Consider the following 16,458-nt stretch of genomic DNA (forward strand, 5'->3'; position numbering starts at 1 on the left):
TGGCCAGACGGCGGCAGAAAGTGGCGACACGTCAAGCCGCTAAGGTCTACGAGCATGCGAAGCGCCGCATAAATCCTTTAGCATCGTGCGCGGCGCTTGCCGTCGCTTACCCAAACGCCCACTTCCAAAGGTATCCCCATGCTTCGCTTCTCAACGCTCATCGCCGCCCTGCTGATGTCCGCCAGCAGCTTCGCCCTTTCCCTCTCCGAACTCAGTCAGGGCGATGCGTCCAAGGCCTTGAAAGATGCCTTGAGCCAGGGCACTAAGGTCGCGGTACAGCAGCTCGGCCGGCCGGGCGGGTTCAGTAACGACCCGGCCGTGCGCATCGAGCTACCGGGCAACATCGGCAAGGCTTCGCGCATGCTCAAGATGATGGGTATGGGCGCGCAGGTCGAGGAACTCGAGACCGGTATGAACAAAGCCGCCGAGGCCGCCGTGCCGCAGGCGCAGGCGCTGCTGCTCGACGCGGTGAGCAAGATGACCGTATCCGATGCCAAGGCCATCCTGGCGGGCGGCGACGACTCGGCAACGCAGTACCTGAACCGCACCAGCCGCGAGCAAATCCGCGCCAAGTTCCTGCCAATCATCAAGCAGGCCACCGACAAGGTCGGTGTGGCCCAGCAGTACAACGCGCTCGCGAGCAACGCCTCGGGGCTCGGCGCGGTGGACCCGCGCTACAGCAGCGTCGAAGGTTACGTCACCGAGCAAGCGCTGGACGGGCTGTTCACTGTGATTGCCGAGCAGGAAGCCAGCATTCGCCAGAACCCTGCACAGGCCGCCACCAACATGGCGAAAAAGGTCTTCGGCGCGCTCATGGGTAACTGAGAGGTTCCGAGTCGGGATGTACCACGGAGAGAAATTCAACGCCTGGACGCATCTGGCCGGAGGCGTGCTGGCCTTGATCGGAACGGTCTGGCTACTGGTTCTCGCGGCGCAGGACGGTGACCCGACCAAGATCGTCAGCATGGCGATCTACGGCTTCACACTGGTGCTGCTTTACAGCACATCCACGCTCTATCACAGCGTGCGCGGCCGGGCGAAGGTGGTCATGCAGAAGCTCGACCACCTGTCGATCTACCTGCTGATCGCCGGCAGCTACACGCCCTTCTGTCTCGTCACCCTGCGCGGTAGTTGGGGCTGGTGGCTGTTCGGTGGCGTCTGGACGCTTGCCGTGGTCGGCATGTTGCAAGAGATCAAGCCGCGCTCTGAAGCGCGGGTGCTGTCGATCGTCATTTACGCGGTGATGGGGTGGATCGTCATCGTCGCAGTCAAGCCGCTACTCGCCGCGCTCGGCACATCCGGCGTCGCCTGGCTGGTCAGCGGTGGCGTGGCGTACACCGCCGGGATACTTTTCTTCGCCTATGACCAGCGTTTTCGCCACTGGCACGGCATCTGGCATCTGTTCGTCATCGCCGGCAGCCTGCTGCACTTCGTGACCATCCTGCGCTATGTGGTTTAGCCATTACGATCATGAGCCGGGTGCATGATCCGGGGAGAGTCGGCCACCTCCACCGGACCGATAAAAGCTGACATTTTCGTAAGCTCGCTGACAGCAAAAGCCGCGCCGTTACTGGCGCGCAGGCGGGGAACGACCGAGGATCATCCTGGTCAGGTTTAAAACAAGGCACGCAATGTTTTGTTACCAACCGACAACGAGGATGAACGATGAACAACTACGCCCGCTTCGGCGCGATGATCGCCACCTCCACGCTGGTCATGTTCGGCCTGATGTACCTGAACACCTACGCCCTGGACCACATCTTCTTCAGCGAAACGCGCGCCTACATGGCCGTGGTCATGGGTGCGAGCATGGCTATCGTCATGCTGGCCTTCATGCTCGGCATGTATCAAAAACGCGGCGTGAACCTTGGCATCTTCCTGGGCAGCGCAGTGGTTTTTGCCGGCGCGCTCTGGCTGGTGCGCAGCCAGCAAACGGTCGACCAGGTGTCCTATATGAAGGCGATGATTCCACACCACTCGATCGCCATCATGACCAGCGAACGCGCCACCATCCGCGACCCTCGCGTGCGTGAACTGGCCGACGGGATCATCCAGACCCAGCGCGAGGAAATCGCCGAAATGAAGCAGCTGATCGAGGAGCTCGAAGGCAAGAATTGAGGCCGATCTTCAAGCGCCGGGACGGAACAGCAGGCTGAACTCGGTCCATCCGTCCTGGCTGTCGCATCTGATCTCTCCGCGGTGCGCCTCGATGATCGAGCGCGTGATCGCCAGCCCCAGCCCGGCGTTGTTCGGGCCGCCTTCCCGGCGTGCTGGGTCTACCCGGTAGAAGCGATCGAACAACCGCGGGATGTGCTGCGCCGCGATGGTTGCCCCCGGGTTGCCGATACTCAGCGCCACGCCAGCGCTTTTCGCCTCGATGACGACACGGATCACCCCGCCGTCTGGCGTGTAGCGCAGCGCGTTGGACAGCAGGTTCGACAGCGCCCGGTGCAACATTCCCGCGTCCCCCTGAATGGTTGCCGCACCGGACAGCCGTATCTGTACGCCACGGTCGTCTGCAGTCATCTGATAGAACTCGATCAGCTGTTCGCACAGCCTCCCGAGATCGACTGGGCGGGCCTGTGGAATGATCAACCCGTTGTCGGCTTTGGCGAGAAACAGCATGTCGTCGATCATGCGAGCCATCCGCCGGAGTTCTTCAAGGTTCGAATGCAGATTGTCCTGGTAGTCGTCAGCGCTGCGGGCGCGGGTCAGCACGACTTCGGTGTGGGTCATCAGGTTGGACAGAGGCGTGCGCAACTCATGAGCGATATCCGCTGAAAAATTCGAGAGCCGGACGAAGGCATCTTCCAGGCGCGCCAGCATCGCGTTGAAGGCTTGAACCAGGGGTTGCAGCTCCGCAGGGGCCGACTCAGCGGGGATGCGCTCGGTCAACGACTTGGCCGATACCGAGGCCGCCACCTGGGTGACCTCCTGCAGCGGGCGCAGGCCGCGTCGCGCCAGCAACCATCCGAGCAGGCCACTGAGCAGCGCACTGATCGCGAGCGCCGTCCACAGCCAGCCCATCAGGGTATGGAAGAACAGCCGGTGCGTGGTGACGTCCAGCGCCAGTTCGATACGCACCGGCTGGCCTGCCACCTCGACCACCGCGGCCCGACGGCGCCAGACCCGGCTCGCATCGTCAGTCGCCGCCGCGCCGTGCCCGTGGCCGCTGGCAGAAACCGCGTCACCTCCGGCCGCAAAGCGCACCTGGCCATCGGCATCGAGAATGCGCACCGCCAGGTCGCTATGGCCGCCAAGCAAGGCCTGCAGTTGCGGGCGCAGTCGGTCGAACCCGGCCAGATCGTCCAGCGAGTGCAGCATTTCGCGGCTGGCCTGGACCTTTTCTTCAAGCGTCTGCCGGTCGAGTTCGTCGAAGTGGTGCTGGCTCAACTGCTGGAAAAAGACGCCCGCCGCGCCCAGCACGCCGGACACCGCCAGCATGAACATCAGGCTGAGCCGAGCCGTAAGCGACAGCCGCTTCATGCCGCATCCGGGTCATCGAGCAGATAGCCCATGCCACGTGCGGTGTGGATCAGCTTTGGCTCGAAGCCGTCATCGATCTTTGCGCGCAGCCGGCGGATCGCGACCTCGATGACGTTGGTGTCGCTGTCAAAATTCATGTCCCAGACTTGGGAGGCGATCAGCGACTTGGGCAGTACCTCGCCGCGACGGCGCAACAAGAGCTCCAGCAAAGCAAACTCCTTGGCCGTCAGGTCGATGCGCTGGCCGGCGCGGATGGCACGGCGCTTGAGCAGGTCGACCTCCAGATCGGCGATTTTCAACTGCGTCTGCAAGGCGGCAGCGTTGCCGCGCCGGAGCAAGGTGCGCACGCGTGCCAACAGTTCGGAGAAGGCAAAGGGCTTGACCAGATAATCGTCCGCGCCAAGTTCGAGGCCGCGCACGCGATCTTCCACACGGTCACGCGCAGTGAGAAACAGCACGGGCAACTCATGTCCGGCTGCGCGCAGCAGGCGCAGCACTTCCCAGCCGTCGAGGCCCGGCATCATCACATCGAGTATCAGCAGGTCATACGGCGTGCTCAGCACCAGCTGCAGCGCGTCGGTGCCACTGGTGACACGGTCGACGGTAAACCCGGCTTCGCTCAAGCCTTGCTGCAGGTACATCCCGGTTTTCGGCTCGTCTTCGGCGACCAGCAGTTTCATCGCATCGTCCTCCCTGCCCAGGCCCGAAGTGTGCCGCGATCAGGATCGGCGAACCACAAACTGACAGAAAAGTAATCTTCCGCTCAGCTTTCCGAAAGCCTCGTCGCGCTATCGTCGGGCCATTGGAGAGCCAGGCATGACGGCACTTGACCTTGCCATATTGGCAAGGTTGAAGATGCTGGCCAGCCGGAATGTGCCGGCGTGCTTCGCGGAGGTTTTTATGAACACCACCACAGTGCTTCAGGTTCAAGGCATGACCTGCGGTTCTTGCGTTCGTCACGTTACACAGGCGCTGACGCCGTTGGCTGGCGTCGAGTCGGTGAGCGTGGACCTTGAGGGCGCGCAGGTGAAGGTCGACGGCAACCCCGACGTCGCCCTGCTACTCGAGACCCTGACCGAGGCTGGCTACCCGGCCCAGCTCGCCAGCGGCGCGACCTTCGGTGCTCCGCGCAAGGGCGGTTGCGGCGGGGGTTGTGGTTGTCGCTGATTGATTCAATTGGAGTACCTCTCATGCGATCGAAAACATCGAAGTTTGCACTCATCACCGCGCTGCTGATGGCTGGCAGCGTACAGGCAGCCGAGGTCATTGACGTCCACCGCGACGCCAACTGCGGCTGCTGCAAGGACTGGATCAAGTACTTGCAAGCCAATGGCTTCGAGGTGCGTGACCATGTCGAGCAGGACATGAGCGCGGTCAAGCAGCGCCTCGGCGTGGCCCCCCGGCTGGGCTCCTGCCACACCGGCGTGATCGACGGCAAGTTCGTAGAAGGCCATGTCCCGGTAGCGCAGATCATGGAACTGCAGCAGCGGGAGGATCTCATCGGCGTTGCCGCGCCGGGCATGCCGGCCGGCTCGCCGGGGATGGACTACGGTCAGCCAGCCCAGGCCTACCAGGTCATCGGATTGACCCACGCCGGGAAAGACGTCGTGCTCGCCGATTACCCGGCCAAGTAAACAAGGCCGTCCAGCGCCGCTTTCAGGGCAACGGACGGCGCAGCTTTTCTTCAACAGGATCAGACAGGCCGCCAATGCCCAGCCACGCCTCTCGCAGAACCTTTATTAAACGCTTGGCCGCAGGCGGCGTCATCGCGGGCCTCGGCATCTGGCGCCAGCCTGCTTGGGCCGTGGCGCGCCCCGGCCAGCCCGGCGAACAGGGCGTACTCGCGGGTACTCAGTTCGACCTGACCATCGACTCGCTCGAAGTCGACTTCAGCGGGCGTGCGCGCACCGCGATGGCGATTAACGGCAGTATTCCCGGGCCGTTGCTGCGTTGGCGAGAAGGCGATGAGGTGACGCTGCGCGTGCGCAACCGCCTCCCTCAGGACACTTCCATCCACTGGCACGGCATCCTGCTGCCGGCCAACATGGACGGCGTACCCGGATTCAGCTTCGCTGGCATCGCCCCGGGCGGCCTGTATGAATACCGCTTCAGGGTGAAGCAGAGCGGCACCTACTGGTATCACAGCCACTCGGCTTTCCAGGAGCAGCTGGGCGTCTACGGCCCTCTGGTGATCGACCCGCTCGAACCTGAGCCCTTCGAATACGACCGCGACTACGTGGTCATGCTCAGCGACTGGACAGACGAAAGCCCCGCCCGGGTGCTCGACACGCTGAAGAAACAGTCCGACTACTACAACCGTGGCCGACGCACCCTCGGCGACTTTATCGGCGACGTGGCCGAGCAGGGCTGGCGCGACAGCCTGAGCGAGCGCTGGGCCTGGGCGCGGATGCGCATGACGCCCACTGATCTTGCCGACATCAGCGGCGCCACCTACACCTACCTGCTCAATGGGCAGGCCCCGGACGGTAATTGGACTGGCCTGTTCGAGCCGGGTGAGCGCGTCCGGCTGCGCCTGATCAACGGCTCGGCGATGACCTATTTCGACTTCCGCATTCCCGGCCTCAAGCTCACTGTGGTCGCCGCCGACGGGCAATATGTCGAGCCGGTGACCGTCGATGAGGTGCGCCTTGCGGTCGCCGAAACCCTCGATGTGATCGTCGAGCCGGATGGCCGCCAGGAAGCCTACACCCTGTTTGCCCAATCGATGGATCGCAGCGGCTACGCGCGCGGCACGTTGGCCTTGCGTCGAGGCCTGCAGGCTCCGGTGCCTGCGCCCGACCCACGCCCAGAGCTAAGCATGGATGACATGGGTCACGGCGGCCACGGCGCGCACGGCTCCGAGAAGACTTCACACGGCAACCAGCCGGCGATGGCTCACGGCGACAAGCAGCGCAGCCACGGCGCGACTGGGCATGGGCATGAGCATGGGCAGACGGATTTGGGTGGGCCTCACGCCGGCATGCACCATGCGGGTATGCCGCACGCGGCGGCACCACACGGCAACCGGCAGATGCAAGCGCACCCAGCCAGCGAGACAGACAACCCGCTGGTCGACATGCAGACCATGATGCCCGTCGCCAAGCTGGACGACCCCGGCATTGGCCTGCGCAACAACGGCCGCCATGTGCTGACCTACGCCGACCTGCGCAGCCGCTTCCCCGACCCGGACGGCCGCGCACCGACGCGAACCATCGAGTTGCACCTGACCGGCCACATGGAGCGCTTCTCCTGGTCATTCGACGGTATCCCGTTCGCCAATGCCGAGCCGATCCAGCTGAGCTACGGCGAGCGCGTGCGCTTCGTGCTGGTCAACGACACGATGATGCACCACCCCATCCACCTTCACGGATTGTGGAGCGACCTCGAGGATGAGCACGGCTGCTTCCAGGTGCGCAAGCACACTATCGACATGCCGCCGGGGTCACGACGCAGCTACCGGGTCACCGCCGATGCGCTCGGCCGCTGGGCTTATCACTGCCACATGCTGATGCACATGGACCTGGGGATGTTTCGCGAGGTCCGTGTCGAAGAAGCGGCTCACCTCAACCCGGCGCCTTCGCAGGAGCATCAGCATGACCATTAGGATCGCGGCACTGATCGCCCTCAGCCTGACCGCGCCGCTGAGCCTCGCTCAGCAGGGCATGGAACACGGCCGGCACGGCCATCATCACAACGCTAGTACGGGCGGGCATTCCGCCCACTCCCACAACCCGCCGCCAGCCACCGGCGTACCGCCCGGCGAGGCCGTGCATTCGCCCATCCCAACGATTACTGACGCGGACCGCCGCGCTGCCTTTCCCGACCTCGCGCCCCATGCCATGCACCAGGGCGGCGCGCATTTCTTGTTTGTTGCCGATCAGTTGGAGTGGCAGGACGCCGACGGCGGCAATGCGCTCGCCTGGGATCTTTCCGGGTGGTACGGCGGCGACATCGACCGCCTGGCCTTTCGTTCCGAAGGTGAGCGCACCGATGGGCATACCGAGGAAGCCGAACTGCAGCTGCTCTGGAGCCATGCCATCGGCCCATGGTGGGAGACCGTCGCAGGCGTGCGACAGGACTTCAAGCCTGGATCCCCACAGACCTGGGCCGCCTTCGGCGTTCAAGGCACGCCGCTGTACGGTCTGGAAACCGAGGCCACGGCCTTTGTTGGCGAAGGCGGTCAAAGCGCCCTGCGCCTGGAAGCCGATTACGATCTTTTGCTGACCCAGCGCTGGGTACTGCAGCCTACCGCCGAGGCCAATTTCTACGGGCGCAACGACGAGACCCGTAACGTGGGATCAGGCCTGGCCGAAGCCAGCGTCGGGCTGCGCCTGCGCTACGAAATCTCGCGGCAGTTTGCCCCTTACGTCGGCGTGACTTGGAACCGCTACTACGGCAATACTGCCGACCTCCAGCGGGCCGACGACGAAGACACCCGCGAAGCACGCCTGCTCGCAGGTATCCGTTTCTGGTTCTGAGGCTCGACACATGAATGCCATCCTGACACTGACGTTGGGCGCATTGGCCGTGGCAATCGCGGGCAGCGCGGTGGTGTATTTCGGAGTGAATGACGTCGGCGCGGATACCCCGCACTCCGCCCCGGTTCACGCGGTGCTGGAGATGGCACGCGAGCGATCCATCGCCGTTCGCGCGGCAGAGCTTGAGGTTCCGGAGTTGGGCACCACCGAGCTGATCCGCTCAGGTGCAGGCAACTACGCTGCCATGTGCGTCGGTTGCCACCTGGCACCGGGCGTAGCGCCGAACGAGTTGAGCCAGGGTCTCTACCCTGCACCGCCGAATCTGGCTGAAGCGACCGATGAGTTCGACCCAGCGGCGACCTTCTGGGTCATCAAACATGGCCTTAAATCCACCGGCATGCCGGCCTGGGGAAGGTTCATGGAAGATCACTACATCTGGGGGCTGGTTGCCTTCATCGAGCAGTTGCCGTCACTTACGCCGCAGGAATACCAAGCGCTGGTCGACACCAGTGGCGGGCATCAGCACGGCGGCGGCGAAAGCGACATGCACGGCACCAGTGGTCATGAAGGCAACACCCACCACGCGCCGGCCGCTCCCTCTGCAACGCCTGCTGAGGCAGGCGAGAGCGATGCTCACCACCATGCCGATGGCAGCGAGCACGCTCATTGACGCTCAGCGCGTTCCTGCTCCGTCTGCATAGGCCTCGCGCCAGTTGCTGTAGCGCGGGTCTTCCCACACGCGCCGGTGCAGCCGCGACATACCCTCCGGGTCGTTGAGCAACCGCCAACGCGTCGCTTCAGCGGCACCGCGCGGCCCCGCCTCCAGCACTTCCTTCAAGCGCGCCTCGCGCAAGCGATCCGCCGCGGCCACGGCCTTGGCATGGCGAGCCCGCGCCATGGCGCAGACCAGCGCGTTGTAGATTGGGTTGACTGCCGCCGCGACGAAGCCGTCACGCAGAGCCTCATCGTTGTTCTGCACCGTGTATCGATCCGTCGCGGCCAGCTCTGTTGGCGGCTGGTGTTCCTCGGGGATCAGAAACAGTTTCATCCGCCGAGTGGCCAGGCCGGGCGTGGTGCGGCTGGTCAGGACTGACACTGGCGCCGACAGCAGCAGCGACACCACGATGGGGGCCAGCCACCAGAGAAACGCTGGATCAAGCCAGGCGACCAATCCCGTCCAGAGCGCACCGAGCAGCATTTGCGGCCCATGCCGACGCAGCGCCTCGCCCCAATGCGTGGCGTTGTCGGCACGTTGTGGAGACTTCCACTGCACCGACCAGCCGAGGAAGGCGGCGGTCACGAACACCGTGTGAAAAAGCATCCGCACTGGCGCGGCGAGCATGGAGAACAGCGTCTCGAGCAGCATCGACAGGAGCACGCGGATGCGTCCACCGAACTCGTCGGCGCCCTGAATCCAGATCAGCAGCACGCTCAGCAGCTTGGGCAGGAACAGCAACGTCAGCGTCGCCGAGAACAGCGCGATCGCTTCCTGTGGATGCCACCGCGGCCAAAGCGGGTAGAGCTGGTTGGGCTGCAGGAAATACTCCGGAACCATCAGGGTGTGGATCGCCAGCAACCCGGTCGAGAGCGCGAGAAAGGTGAACCACAGCGGCGCCGACAGGTAGGACATCACCCCAGTGAGGAACACGAAGCGATGCACCGTGTGCATGCCCTTGACCAGGAACAGACGGAAGTTCATCAGGTTGCCATGGCACCAGCGGCGGTCACGTTTGAGCTCGTCGAGCAGGTTGGGCGGCAGTTCCTCGTAGCTGCCCGGCAGGTCGTAGGCGATCCAGACTCCCCAGCCGGCACGGCGCATCAGCGCCGCCTCGACGAAATCGTGCGAAAGAATGTCCCCAGCGAACGAGCCCTTGCCCGGCAACGGCGCCAAGGCGCAATGCTCGATGAAGGGTTTCACCCGGATGATCGCGTTGTGGCCCCAGTAGTGCGATTCCCCGAGCTGCCAGAAGTTGAGCCCAGCGGTAAACAGCGGCCCATAGACGCGCGTGGCGAATTGCTGCATGCGCGCATAGAGAGTGTCCATGCCCGATGCCTTTGGTGCGGTCTGGATGATGCCGGCGCCCGGGTTGGCTTCCATCAACCGAACCAGGCTGGTCAGGCAGTTGCCGCTCATGACGCTGTCCGCGTCAAGCACCACCATGTAGCGATAGCTGCTGCCCCAGCGCCGGCAGAAGTCATCGATATTGCCGCTCTTGCGCTTCACCCGGCGCCGGCGGCGGCGGTAGAAGATATGGCCGAACCCTTCGACGTCCCGGCAGAGTTCGAGCCAGGCCTTCTGCTCGGCCACGCAGGTATCCGGGTCGTTGCTGTCACTGAGTACGAAGATGTCGAAATGGGCGATCTGCCCGGTAGCCTTGAGCGATTCGTAAGTGGCGCGCAGGCCGGCGAACACCCGTGGCACATCCTCGTTGGCGATCGGCATCACCAGCGCCGTGCGGGCCTCGCGCGGGATCGGCTCATCGCCCAGGGTGCTGGCTGAGATGTTGTAGCGGTCACGCCCCTTCAGTAGCTGGATGAAGCCCATCAACGCCGTCCAGAAGCCGACCGACACCCAACAGAAGAGCAAGGCGAACAGCAGCAAGATGCTGGTCTGCACCACGTAGGGGAGGATCTGCCGCGCCGATTCCTGAAGCGGTTGCTGGTAGACCTCCTGCAGGTCGACCAGCGCCCAGCCCTGGTACGGCAATACCGACTTCATGTGCCAGGTGGCGACCGCCGTCTGAACCAGCATCAGCAGCAGAAGGATGCTCCGGCGCACGGCCGCGACCCGTCGCCAGCCGGTGCGCTCGACAACCGGCGCATCGGCGACGGTGCGGTTCTTTCGCAACAGCAGCCGCCACCAGCGGAGCTGCAGGATGCTGGTGTGCCACGGCTCCGGGACCATGCGCGTGCGCACGATTGGCGGCGTCGAACGTATGCATGTGCGGCCCTGATGATCCGGCCCGAGCGCGCCTGCACGCTCCAGGGTGTCGTGCCAGCCGAGCCGCAGGCGCGCCGGGACGCTTGCCATCGGCGCATCCACAGCCGTACCACTCTGCTCCTGGCCGCCTGCCAGCAGCCGATGCAGGTCATCCAGTGCGGCACCACCCTGCTCCGCCTGCTGCGCCAAGGCACGACGCTGCTCGGCGGTCATTGGCATCTGTTCGAGGTAGCCGCCGACGATGGGCGGTGTGGCGACGTCATTCATTGGCAGGGATCTGGTAGGTCCAGGTTTCCGAAAGCGTGTTCTCGCCTTCGACCAGTGCCGCACGCAGTTCTACCGGCCGCGCCGCGTCACGCACGTGCAGGCGCAGCGTCAGGCGCCAGCCCCCGGTGACCGGGTTGTGCCGCAGATTGTTTTCCACCAACTCGGCATTGTCATCGACGCTCACCCGCGTGCTGACCATTGCATCGGCTGGCAGCTTGGCCAGGTTAGGGCCAACAAAGTCGACGATCAGCGCGGTGGTGCCGTCTGGCTGGCGGATCAGGTTCGATTGCTTGACGTCACCTGTCGACAACCGCGTCTGCTTGACCCAGGCGAGTTCCGGGTCATGTAGCCCCGGCTCGTTCATGCTGAAGTGCAGCAGGTAGCCAAAGTCCAGCGGCTCGCCCGGCTGAGGCTGCTCGTCCGGCACCCAGAAGGCGACGATGTTGTCGTTGGTCTCATCCGGTGTGGGAATCTCGATCAGCTCGACATGGCCCTTGCCCCAGTCGCCCCGTGGCTCGATCCAGCCGCTCGGGCGCAGTTCGTACCGATCGTCCAGATCCTCGTAACGGGAAAAGTCGCGGGTGCGCTGCAGCAGACCGAAGCCGCGCGGATTCTCCGCCTGGAAGCTGCTGACCGACAGTCGCTTGGGATTGTTCAGCGGTCGCCAGATCCATTCTCCGTTGCCGTTATGCACCGCAAGGCCGTCGGAATCGTGCAGTTGCGGCCGATAGTTAAGCTGCGGGCTGGGCTGGTTCGAGCCGAACAAATACATGCTGGTCAGTGCGCCGATGCCAAGTTTTTCCACTGGCTGGCGAAGGAATACGCGTGCCTGGACATCAACAGTGCTGTCCTTGCCGGGCGTGACCACCAGCCGGTAGGCACCCGTAGCGCGCGGCGAATCGAGCAACGCATAGATGACGAGGTTGCGGCGGTCGGCCTGCGGGCGCTCCAGCCAGAACTCGCGAAACCAGGGAAACTCTTCGCCGCCCGGCAAGGCGGTATCGATCGCCAGGCCTCGGGCCGACAGGCCATAGACCTGGCCCTTGCCGACCACACGGAAGTAGCTGGCGCCCAGCATCGAAATCAGCTCGTCGGCCTTGTCTTTCTCGTTTAGCGGATAGAGCACCTTGAAGCCGGCGAAACCGAGGCCTTCGAGCGACTGGGGGTCGACCTCGACGTTGCCGAAATCGAACATCGCCGGGTCGTAGGTGACTTCCTTGACGCCGCTGGCGGTGATCTCGTTGATCTTCACCGGAACGTCGAAATGCATGCCCTGATGGTAGAACTGCACTTCGAACGGCGTCTCGGCGTCGTGCCAAAGCGCCTTGTCGTTGCGAAACCGCAGCTGCTCGTAGTCGCCGTATTTCATGTCGCGAAAGACAGGCTGCAGATTACTGCGTGGCGCGACGAAGCTTTCCTTCGCGAGCTTTTCGGCTTTTGCCGCCACGTCATCGATGCCAAATGCCCATGCCGTGCTGCTCAACAGCAGCATCGACAAGCTGAACGCTGTGGCGAGCGCTCCTTTACCAGATTTCATAATGATCCGTGCCACCTTGCCTCCTGAATGACCACGAATGCCGCTGGTCGTGAACCGCCAGCGATTGCCCTCTTTGGTCTGTCGGAATGGCAAATGATTCCCAACGGGGTGTAAAGGAATCGAAACAGCAGGTTGCGCACGGTCGAAACCGCTCTAATCCGCCTAACGCGACGCCTGGAATCCTTTGACATGCGCCAGCCAGACGTCGTCCAACCGCGTCTGCTCAATATCGATTCCATGCGCAAGCATGGCCTGGCGATGCTGTTCGATCTCGGCTTGCTGCTCAGCCAACGCACCGGAGTTGCCATCCAGATCGTGCATCTGTGCCAGCCCGAGGTGATAGAACCGCAGCACTTGCATCGCGTCCCTGTCGCCCGCCGTTACCCCAGCCTTGACCTGGTGCATCTGGTTGGTGATGCGCATCAGGCTGCGCTTGAGGCGCCAGCCATAAACGGCGCAGGCCATCCAGCGCTGCCGCGCGTAGACCAGGCGCACCAGTGCGGCCGTCACCAGAAATCCTGCCACCACACCCGCGATGTTGTAGCGAAGGTTGTCGCCGCCTGGTCCCCCAAACGCGGCCACAGCCAGCATGGCGAAACCCATCGCCGTTATCGCGAAGGTGGCAATGACAGCGAGGCTGCTGCGCCGCGTCTGCTGGCGATAGCGCTCGGGGTTCATCGGTTCGATCTCGAATATCACCATCCGGCTGTTTCCTCCTTTGCGGCCCGAGGCCAGGGTCTGACGCGTCGACAAGGTGCGCATTATTATCCACTGCCACGCCCGGCGGTTGCTCCAGGGCAATCGCTTCCCACGGAGATGGATATGCGCCGACTCGTCACACCTGCTGATTTCGATCGCGTCTACGACATTTACATGGCCGAACCCGTCGTGAGGTACTTGGGCTTCGACTCTATGCCGCGAGAGTCCTTCGCCACAGTGTTCGATCCGCTTTTTGAAAGCGGCTGTTTTTACGTGTACGAGATCGACGGTGTGGTGCAGGGCTTTTATCAAGTGCAACGGCACCGCGGGCGCGCCGCGCACGTGGCCTACCTAGGTACCCTGGCCGTCGCCCCGAACGCGCACGGAAGCGGTATAGCCAAGGCGATGATGACCGACGTGCTGACCCGGCTGCGCAGCACCGGCATACGCCGCGTCGAATTGACGGTCGAGGCGGACAATGCTCGCGCCATTGCCTTCTATGAAAAGTTTGGGTTCAAGCACGAAGGCACCCAGCGCGCCGCCTACAAGCGGGCACTAGAGCCTGGATATGTGGATGAATTGATGTACGGGCTGCTGTTCGAGAAGCCCTGAGGGCAACGGCGCGCCACCGGGGTACGCCGTCGCCCCCCACTCAGCCCAGCAGCTTGGTGGTCAGCTTTGCGACGTGTTCGCCTTGGAAACGGGCGATGGCCAGCTCCTTTTCCGACGGCTGCCGCGAGCCGTCGCCGCCGGCGATGGTCGAGGCACCGTAAGGCGTGCCGCCATTGACCTCGGAGATATCGAAGAACTCGCTGATGCCGTATCCGGTCGGCACGATCACCATCCCGTGATGTGCCAGCGTGGTCCAGGTCGAAGTGATGGTCATCTCCTGGCCGCCACCGGTGCCGGTGGAAGTGAACACGCTCCCCACCTTGCCGTGCAGCGCGCCTTTCGCCCAGAGGCCACCGGTCTGGTCGAAGAAGGTGCGCATCTGGCTGGACATGTTGCCGAAGCGCGTGGGCGTGCCGACGATGATCGCGTCGTAGTCGGCCAGCTCCGCCGGGCTCGCGACCGGCGCCTGCTGATCGACCTTGCCGCCAGCATTCTTGAACGCCTCCGCTGGCATGGTTTCGGGCACACGCTTGATGGTCACGTCGGCACCCTGCACGCGGCGCGCACCTTCGGCTACCGCATTGGCCATGGTTTCGATGTGGCCGTACATCGAGTGATACAGCACGAGAACTTTCGCCATTTCGCTTTCCTCTTCCTGGTTGTGATTGATCTGTTCGTTTCGCTCAGCGGATATCCACCAAAACGATTTCGCTGTCTTCCAATGCTTTGATCGTCAGCCTTTCTTCGTCCCGCACGGCGACACCGTCGCGCGCCGCCGCGACCTGCCCGCCAATCTCGATGCGCCCGCTGGCGGGCACCAGATAAACCTTGCGATCCGTGCCGATCGCGTATTCGGCAACCTGGCCAGCCAGAAGTGTCGCGGCGACCAGACGCGCATCGGCGCGTATTGGCAGCGCGTCATCGTCATCCGGCATGCCGCTGGCAAGGGTCACGAAGCTGCCGGCCCGCTCACCTTCCGGAAACGGTCGCGTGCCCCATGCGGGTGGCAGGCCGGCGCGGTCCGGGTGAATCCATATCTGGAAGATCTCGGTGGCTTCGTCCTCGAGGTTGTACTCGCTGTGAGCGATGCCGGTGCCGGCACTCATGACCTGCACGTCGCCAGCCTCCGTGCGGCCGCGATTGCCCAGGCTGTCCTCATGCGTGATAGCACCCTTGCGCACATAGGTGATGATCTCCATGTCGCGGTGCGGGTGGGTCGGGAAGCCCGACTGCGGTGCGATGACGTCATCGTTCCAAACCCGCAGCCGTCCCCAGCGCATGCGCGCCGGGTCGTGATAATCGGCAAAGGAAAAGTGATGGTGCGCATCGAGCCAGCCGTGGTGGGCGGTGCCGAGCGACGCATAAGGACGAATCTCGATCATGAGCAGGTTTCCAGTGTGGCCGCCGGGCGACGCCCGGTAACGGAATGCGGCCATCTTCCATTCACTTGATCGCTATATGTGCGCATTTATCCGCTAGAAAATATCTACTCGCTCGATATATCAGCCGTCACGCAAGGAATTGGAACGTCTCGGCCAATACTTCGTCGGGGACCTCTTCAGGTAGGTAGTGCCCAGCCGGCAATGCTCGGCCGCGAACGTCCCGCGCCACGGCACGCCACTCGGCCAGGGGATCGAAACACCGCTCGATGACGCCGCGCGAACCCCAGAGCACCAGCAACGGCGCCTCGATTAGCCGGCCCGCAGCGCGGTCCTCCCGGTCGTGCTCAAGGTCGATGCCGGCGCTGGCGCGGTAATCCTCACAGAAGGCATGCGCGGTACCGGGCAGCTTCAGGCAACGCAGATATTCGGCGTAGGCGGCCTCACTGAAGGGATGCGCATGGTCCGGGCGCGTGGCCACGGCGGTCTGCAGGATAAGCTCCGGGTCCGCCTCGAGCAGCCGCTCGGGCAGCGGCGCCGGGCGGATCAGGAAGAACCAGTGCCAGTAGGCGCGGGCGAAGGTCTCATCGGTCTGGTTGTACATCGCCAGTGTCGGCGCAATGTCCAGCAGGATCAGCCGCCGAACTACCGCTGGGTGATCCATGGCCAGGCGATGGCTGACGCGGGCGCCGCGGTCATGCGCGAGAATGTCGAACCGCTCGAAACCCAGCCGGCGCATCAATTCGACCTGGTCGCGCGCCATCTCGCGTTTGCTGTAGGCGACATGGTTGTCGCCACCGTCCGGTTTGCTGCTGTCGCCGTAGCCTCGCAAATCGGCAGCGACCACGGTGTAACGCTCCGCCAGCTGGTCGGCCATGCGATGCCAGATCACATGGGTTTGCGGGTAGCCATGCAGCAGGAGCAGCGGCGGACCGGTGCCTCCCTTGCGATAGTTGATCCGCACGCCGTTGACGTCGCATTCGCCGCGCTGGAATTGCTCGAACATCGGACCACTCCTCAGAGATGAATCCTAAGCCTAGGCGCAGATTCACTAAGCGC

Annotated in this window: 17 protein-coding genes; 9 read left to right on the forward strand and 8 right to left on the reverse strand. The window is 63.7% G+C overall.

All coding sequences use genetic code 11. From position 1 onward, the window contains the following. Window positions 1-138 precede the first annotated feature (138 nt). The 3 genes from M1D78_RS14275 (at window position 139) to M1D78_RS14285 (ending at window position 2,118) form a co-directional block, all read left to right on the forward strand. On the forward strand, window positions 139-825 hold the full coding sequence (locus M1D78_RS14275) for a DUF4197 domain-containing protein (RefSeq protein WP_437420651.1): 687 nt from the start codon (window positions 139-141) through the stop codon (window positions 823-825). Window positions 826-841: 16 nt separating this feature from the next. Beyond that, window positions 842-1,459 carry a PAQR family membrane homeostasis protein TrhA gene (gene trhA, locus M1D78_RS14280; protein WP_437420652.1) on the forward strand — a complete coding sequence of 206 codons (618 nt, stop codon included), beginning with the start codon at window positions 842-844 and terminating at the stop codon, window positions 1,457-1,459. Between the two features lie 206 nt (window positions 1,460-1,665). Beyond that, window positions 1,666-2,118 (forward strand): DUF305 domain-containing protein, encoded by a 453-nt coding sequence (locus M1D78_RS14285; protein ID WP_437420653.1) that lies wholly within the window; start codon window positions 1,666-1,668, stop codon window positions 2,116-2,118. A 9-nt stretch (window positions 2,119-2,127) separates the two neighbouring features. On the opposite strand, the gene M1D78_RS14290 is transcribed toward M1D78_RS14285, so the two are convergent. Both M1D78_RS14290 and M1D78_RS14295 read right to left on the reverse strand, forming a co-directional pair. Then, window positions 2,128-3,486, reverse strand: coding sequence for a heavy metal sensor histidine kinase (locus M1D78_RS14290; protein ID WP_437420654.1), 1,359 nt, complete (start codon window positions 3,484-3,486; stop codon window positions 2,128-2,130). Then, the gene (locus M1D78_RS14295) at window positions 3,483-4,166 is read right to left on the reverse strand and encodes a heavy metal response regulator transcription factor (protein WP_437420655.1); all 684 of its coding nucleotides are present in this window, start codon (window positions 4,164-4,166) and stop codon (window positions 3,483-3,485) included. The genes M1D78_RS14290 and M1D78_RS14295 overlap by 4 nt, the downstream gene beginning before the upstream one ends. A gap of 220 nt (window positions 4,167-4,386) precedes the next feature. Here M1D78_RS14295 and M1D78_RS14300 point away from each other — a divergent pair, with 220 nt between their 5' ends. From M1D78_RS14300 to M1D78_RS14320, 5 genes are all read left to right on the forward strand, one after another. Continuing rightward, on the forward strand, window positions 4,387-4,653 hold the full coding sequence (locus M1D78_RS14300; protein WP_437420656.1) for a heavy-metal-associated domain-containing protein: 267 nt from the start codon (window positions 4,387-4,389) through the stop codon (window positions 4,651-4,653). A gap of 23 nt (window positions 4,654-4,676) precedes the next feature. Continuing rightward, entirely contained in the window at window positions 4,677-5,120 is a 444-nt protein-coding gene (locus M1D78_RS14305) for a DUF411 domain-containing protein (RefSeq protein WP_437420657.1), read from the forward strand. 74 nt (window positions 5,121-5,194) lie between these two features. Then, a complete protein-coding gene (locus M1D78_RS14310; RefSeq protein ID WP_437420658.1) occupies window positions 5,195-7,090 on the forward strand; it encodes a copper resistance system multicopper oxidase in 1,896 nt (631 codons plus the stop codon). Then, window positions 7,080-7,964, forward strand: coding sequence for a copper resistance protein B (locus tag M1D78_RS14315; RefSeq protein ID WP_437420659.1), 885 nt, complete (start codon window positions 7,080-7,082; stop codon window positions 7,962-7,964). The genes M1D78_RS14310 and M1D78_RS14315 overlap by 11 nt, the downstream gene beginning before the upstream one ends. 10 nt (window positions 7,965-7,974) lie before the next feature. Beyond that, window positions 7,975-8,634 (forward strand): c-type cytochrome, encoded by a 660-nt coding sequence (locus tag M1D78_RS14320; protein ID WP_437420660.1) that lies wholly within the window; start codon window positions 7,975-7,977, stop codon window positions 8,632-8,634. 3 nt (window positions 8,635-8,637) lie between these two features. Here M1D78_RS14320 and mdoH read toward each other — a convergent pair whose 3' ends face one another. From mdoH to M1D78_RS14335, 3 genes are all read right to left on the reverse strand, one after another. Next, a complete protein-coding gene (gene mdoH / locus M1D78_RS14325; RefSeq protein ID WP_437420661.1) occupies window positions 8,638-11,172 on the reverse strand; it encodes a glucans biosynthesis glucosyltransferase MdoH in 2,535 nt (844 codons plus the stop codon). Then, complete coding sequence (locus tag M1D78_RS14330) at window positions 11,165-12,664, reverse strand: glucan biosynthesis protein G (RefSeq protein ID WP_437421324.1); 1,500 nt, start codon at window positions 12,662-12,664, stop codon at window positions 11,165-11,167. The genes mdoH and M1D78_RS14330 overlap by 8 nt, the downstream gene beginning before the upstream one ends. A 207-nt stretch (window positions 12,665-12,871) precedes the next feature. Beyond that, window positions 12,872-13,411, reverse strand: a complete 540-nt coding sequence (locus tag M1D78_RS14335) for a DUF3087 domain-containing protein (protein ID WP_437420662.1) — start codon at window positions 13,409-13,411, stop codon at window positions 12,872-12,874. Between the two features lie 120 nt (window positions 13,412-13,531). On the opposite strand from M1D78_RS14335, the gene M1D78_RS14340 reads away from it, so the two are divergent. Continuing rightward, on the forward strand, window positions 13,532-14,020 hold the full coding sequence (locus tag M1D78_RS14340; protein ID WP_437420663.1) for a GNAT family N-acetyltransferase: 489 nt from the start codon (window positions 13,532-13,534) through the stop codon (window positions 14,018-14,020). 40 nt (window positions 14,021-14,060) lie between these two features. Here M1D78_RS14340 and wrbA read toward each other — a convergent pair whose 3' ends face one another. From wrbA to M1D78_RS14355, 3 genes are all read right to left on the reverse strand, one after another. Beyond that, window positions 14,061-14,660, reverse strand: coding sequence for an NAD(P)H:quinone oxidoreductase (gene wrbA, locus M1D78_RS14345; RefSeq protein WP_437420664.1), 600 nt, complete (start codon window positions 14,658-14,660; stop codon window positions 14,061-14,063). A 43-nt stretch (window positions 14,661-14,703) separates the two neighbouring features. After that, window positions 14,704-15,402 carry a pirin family protein gene (locus M1D78_RS14350; RefSeq protein ID WP_437420665.1) on the reverse strand — a complete coding sequence of 233 codons (699 nt, stop codon included), beginning with the start codon at window positions 15,400-15,402 and terminating at the stop codon, window positions 14,704-14,706. Window positions 15,403-15,529: 127 nt separating this feature from the next. Further along, window positions 15,530-16,405: an alpha/beta fold hydrolase gene (locus M1D78_RS14355; protein WP_437420666.1), complete on the reverse strand. Its 876-nt coding sequence runs from the start codon at window positions 16,403-16,405 to the stop codon at window positions 15,530-15,532. Between the last annotated feature and the right edge of the window lie 53 nt (window positions 16,406-16,458).

This window comes from Pseudomonas sp. SA195 (genome assembly GCF_054131565.1).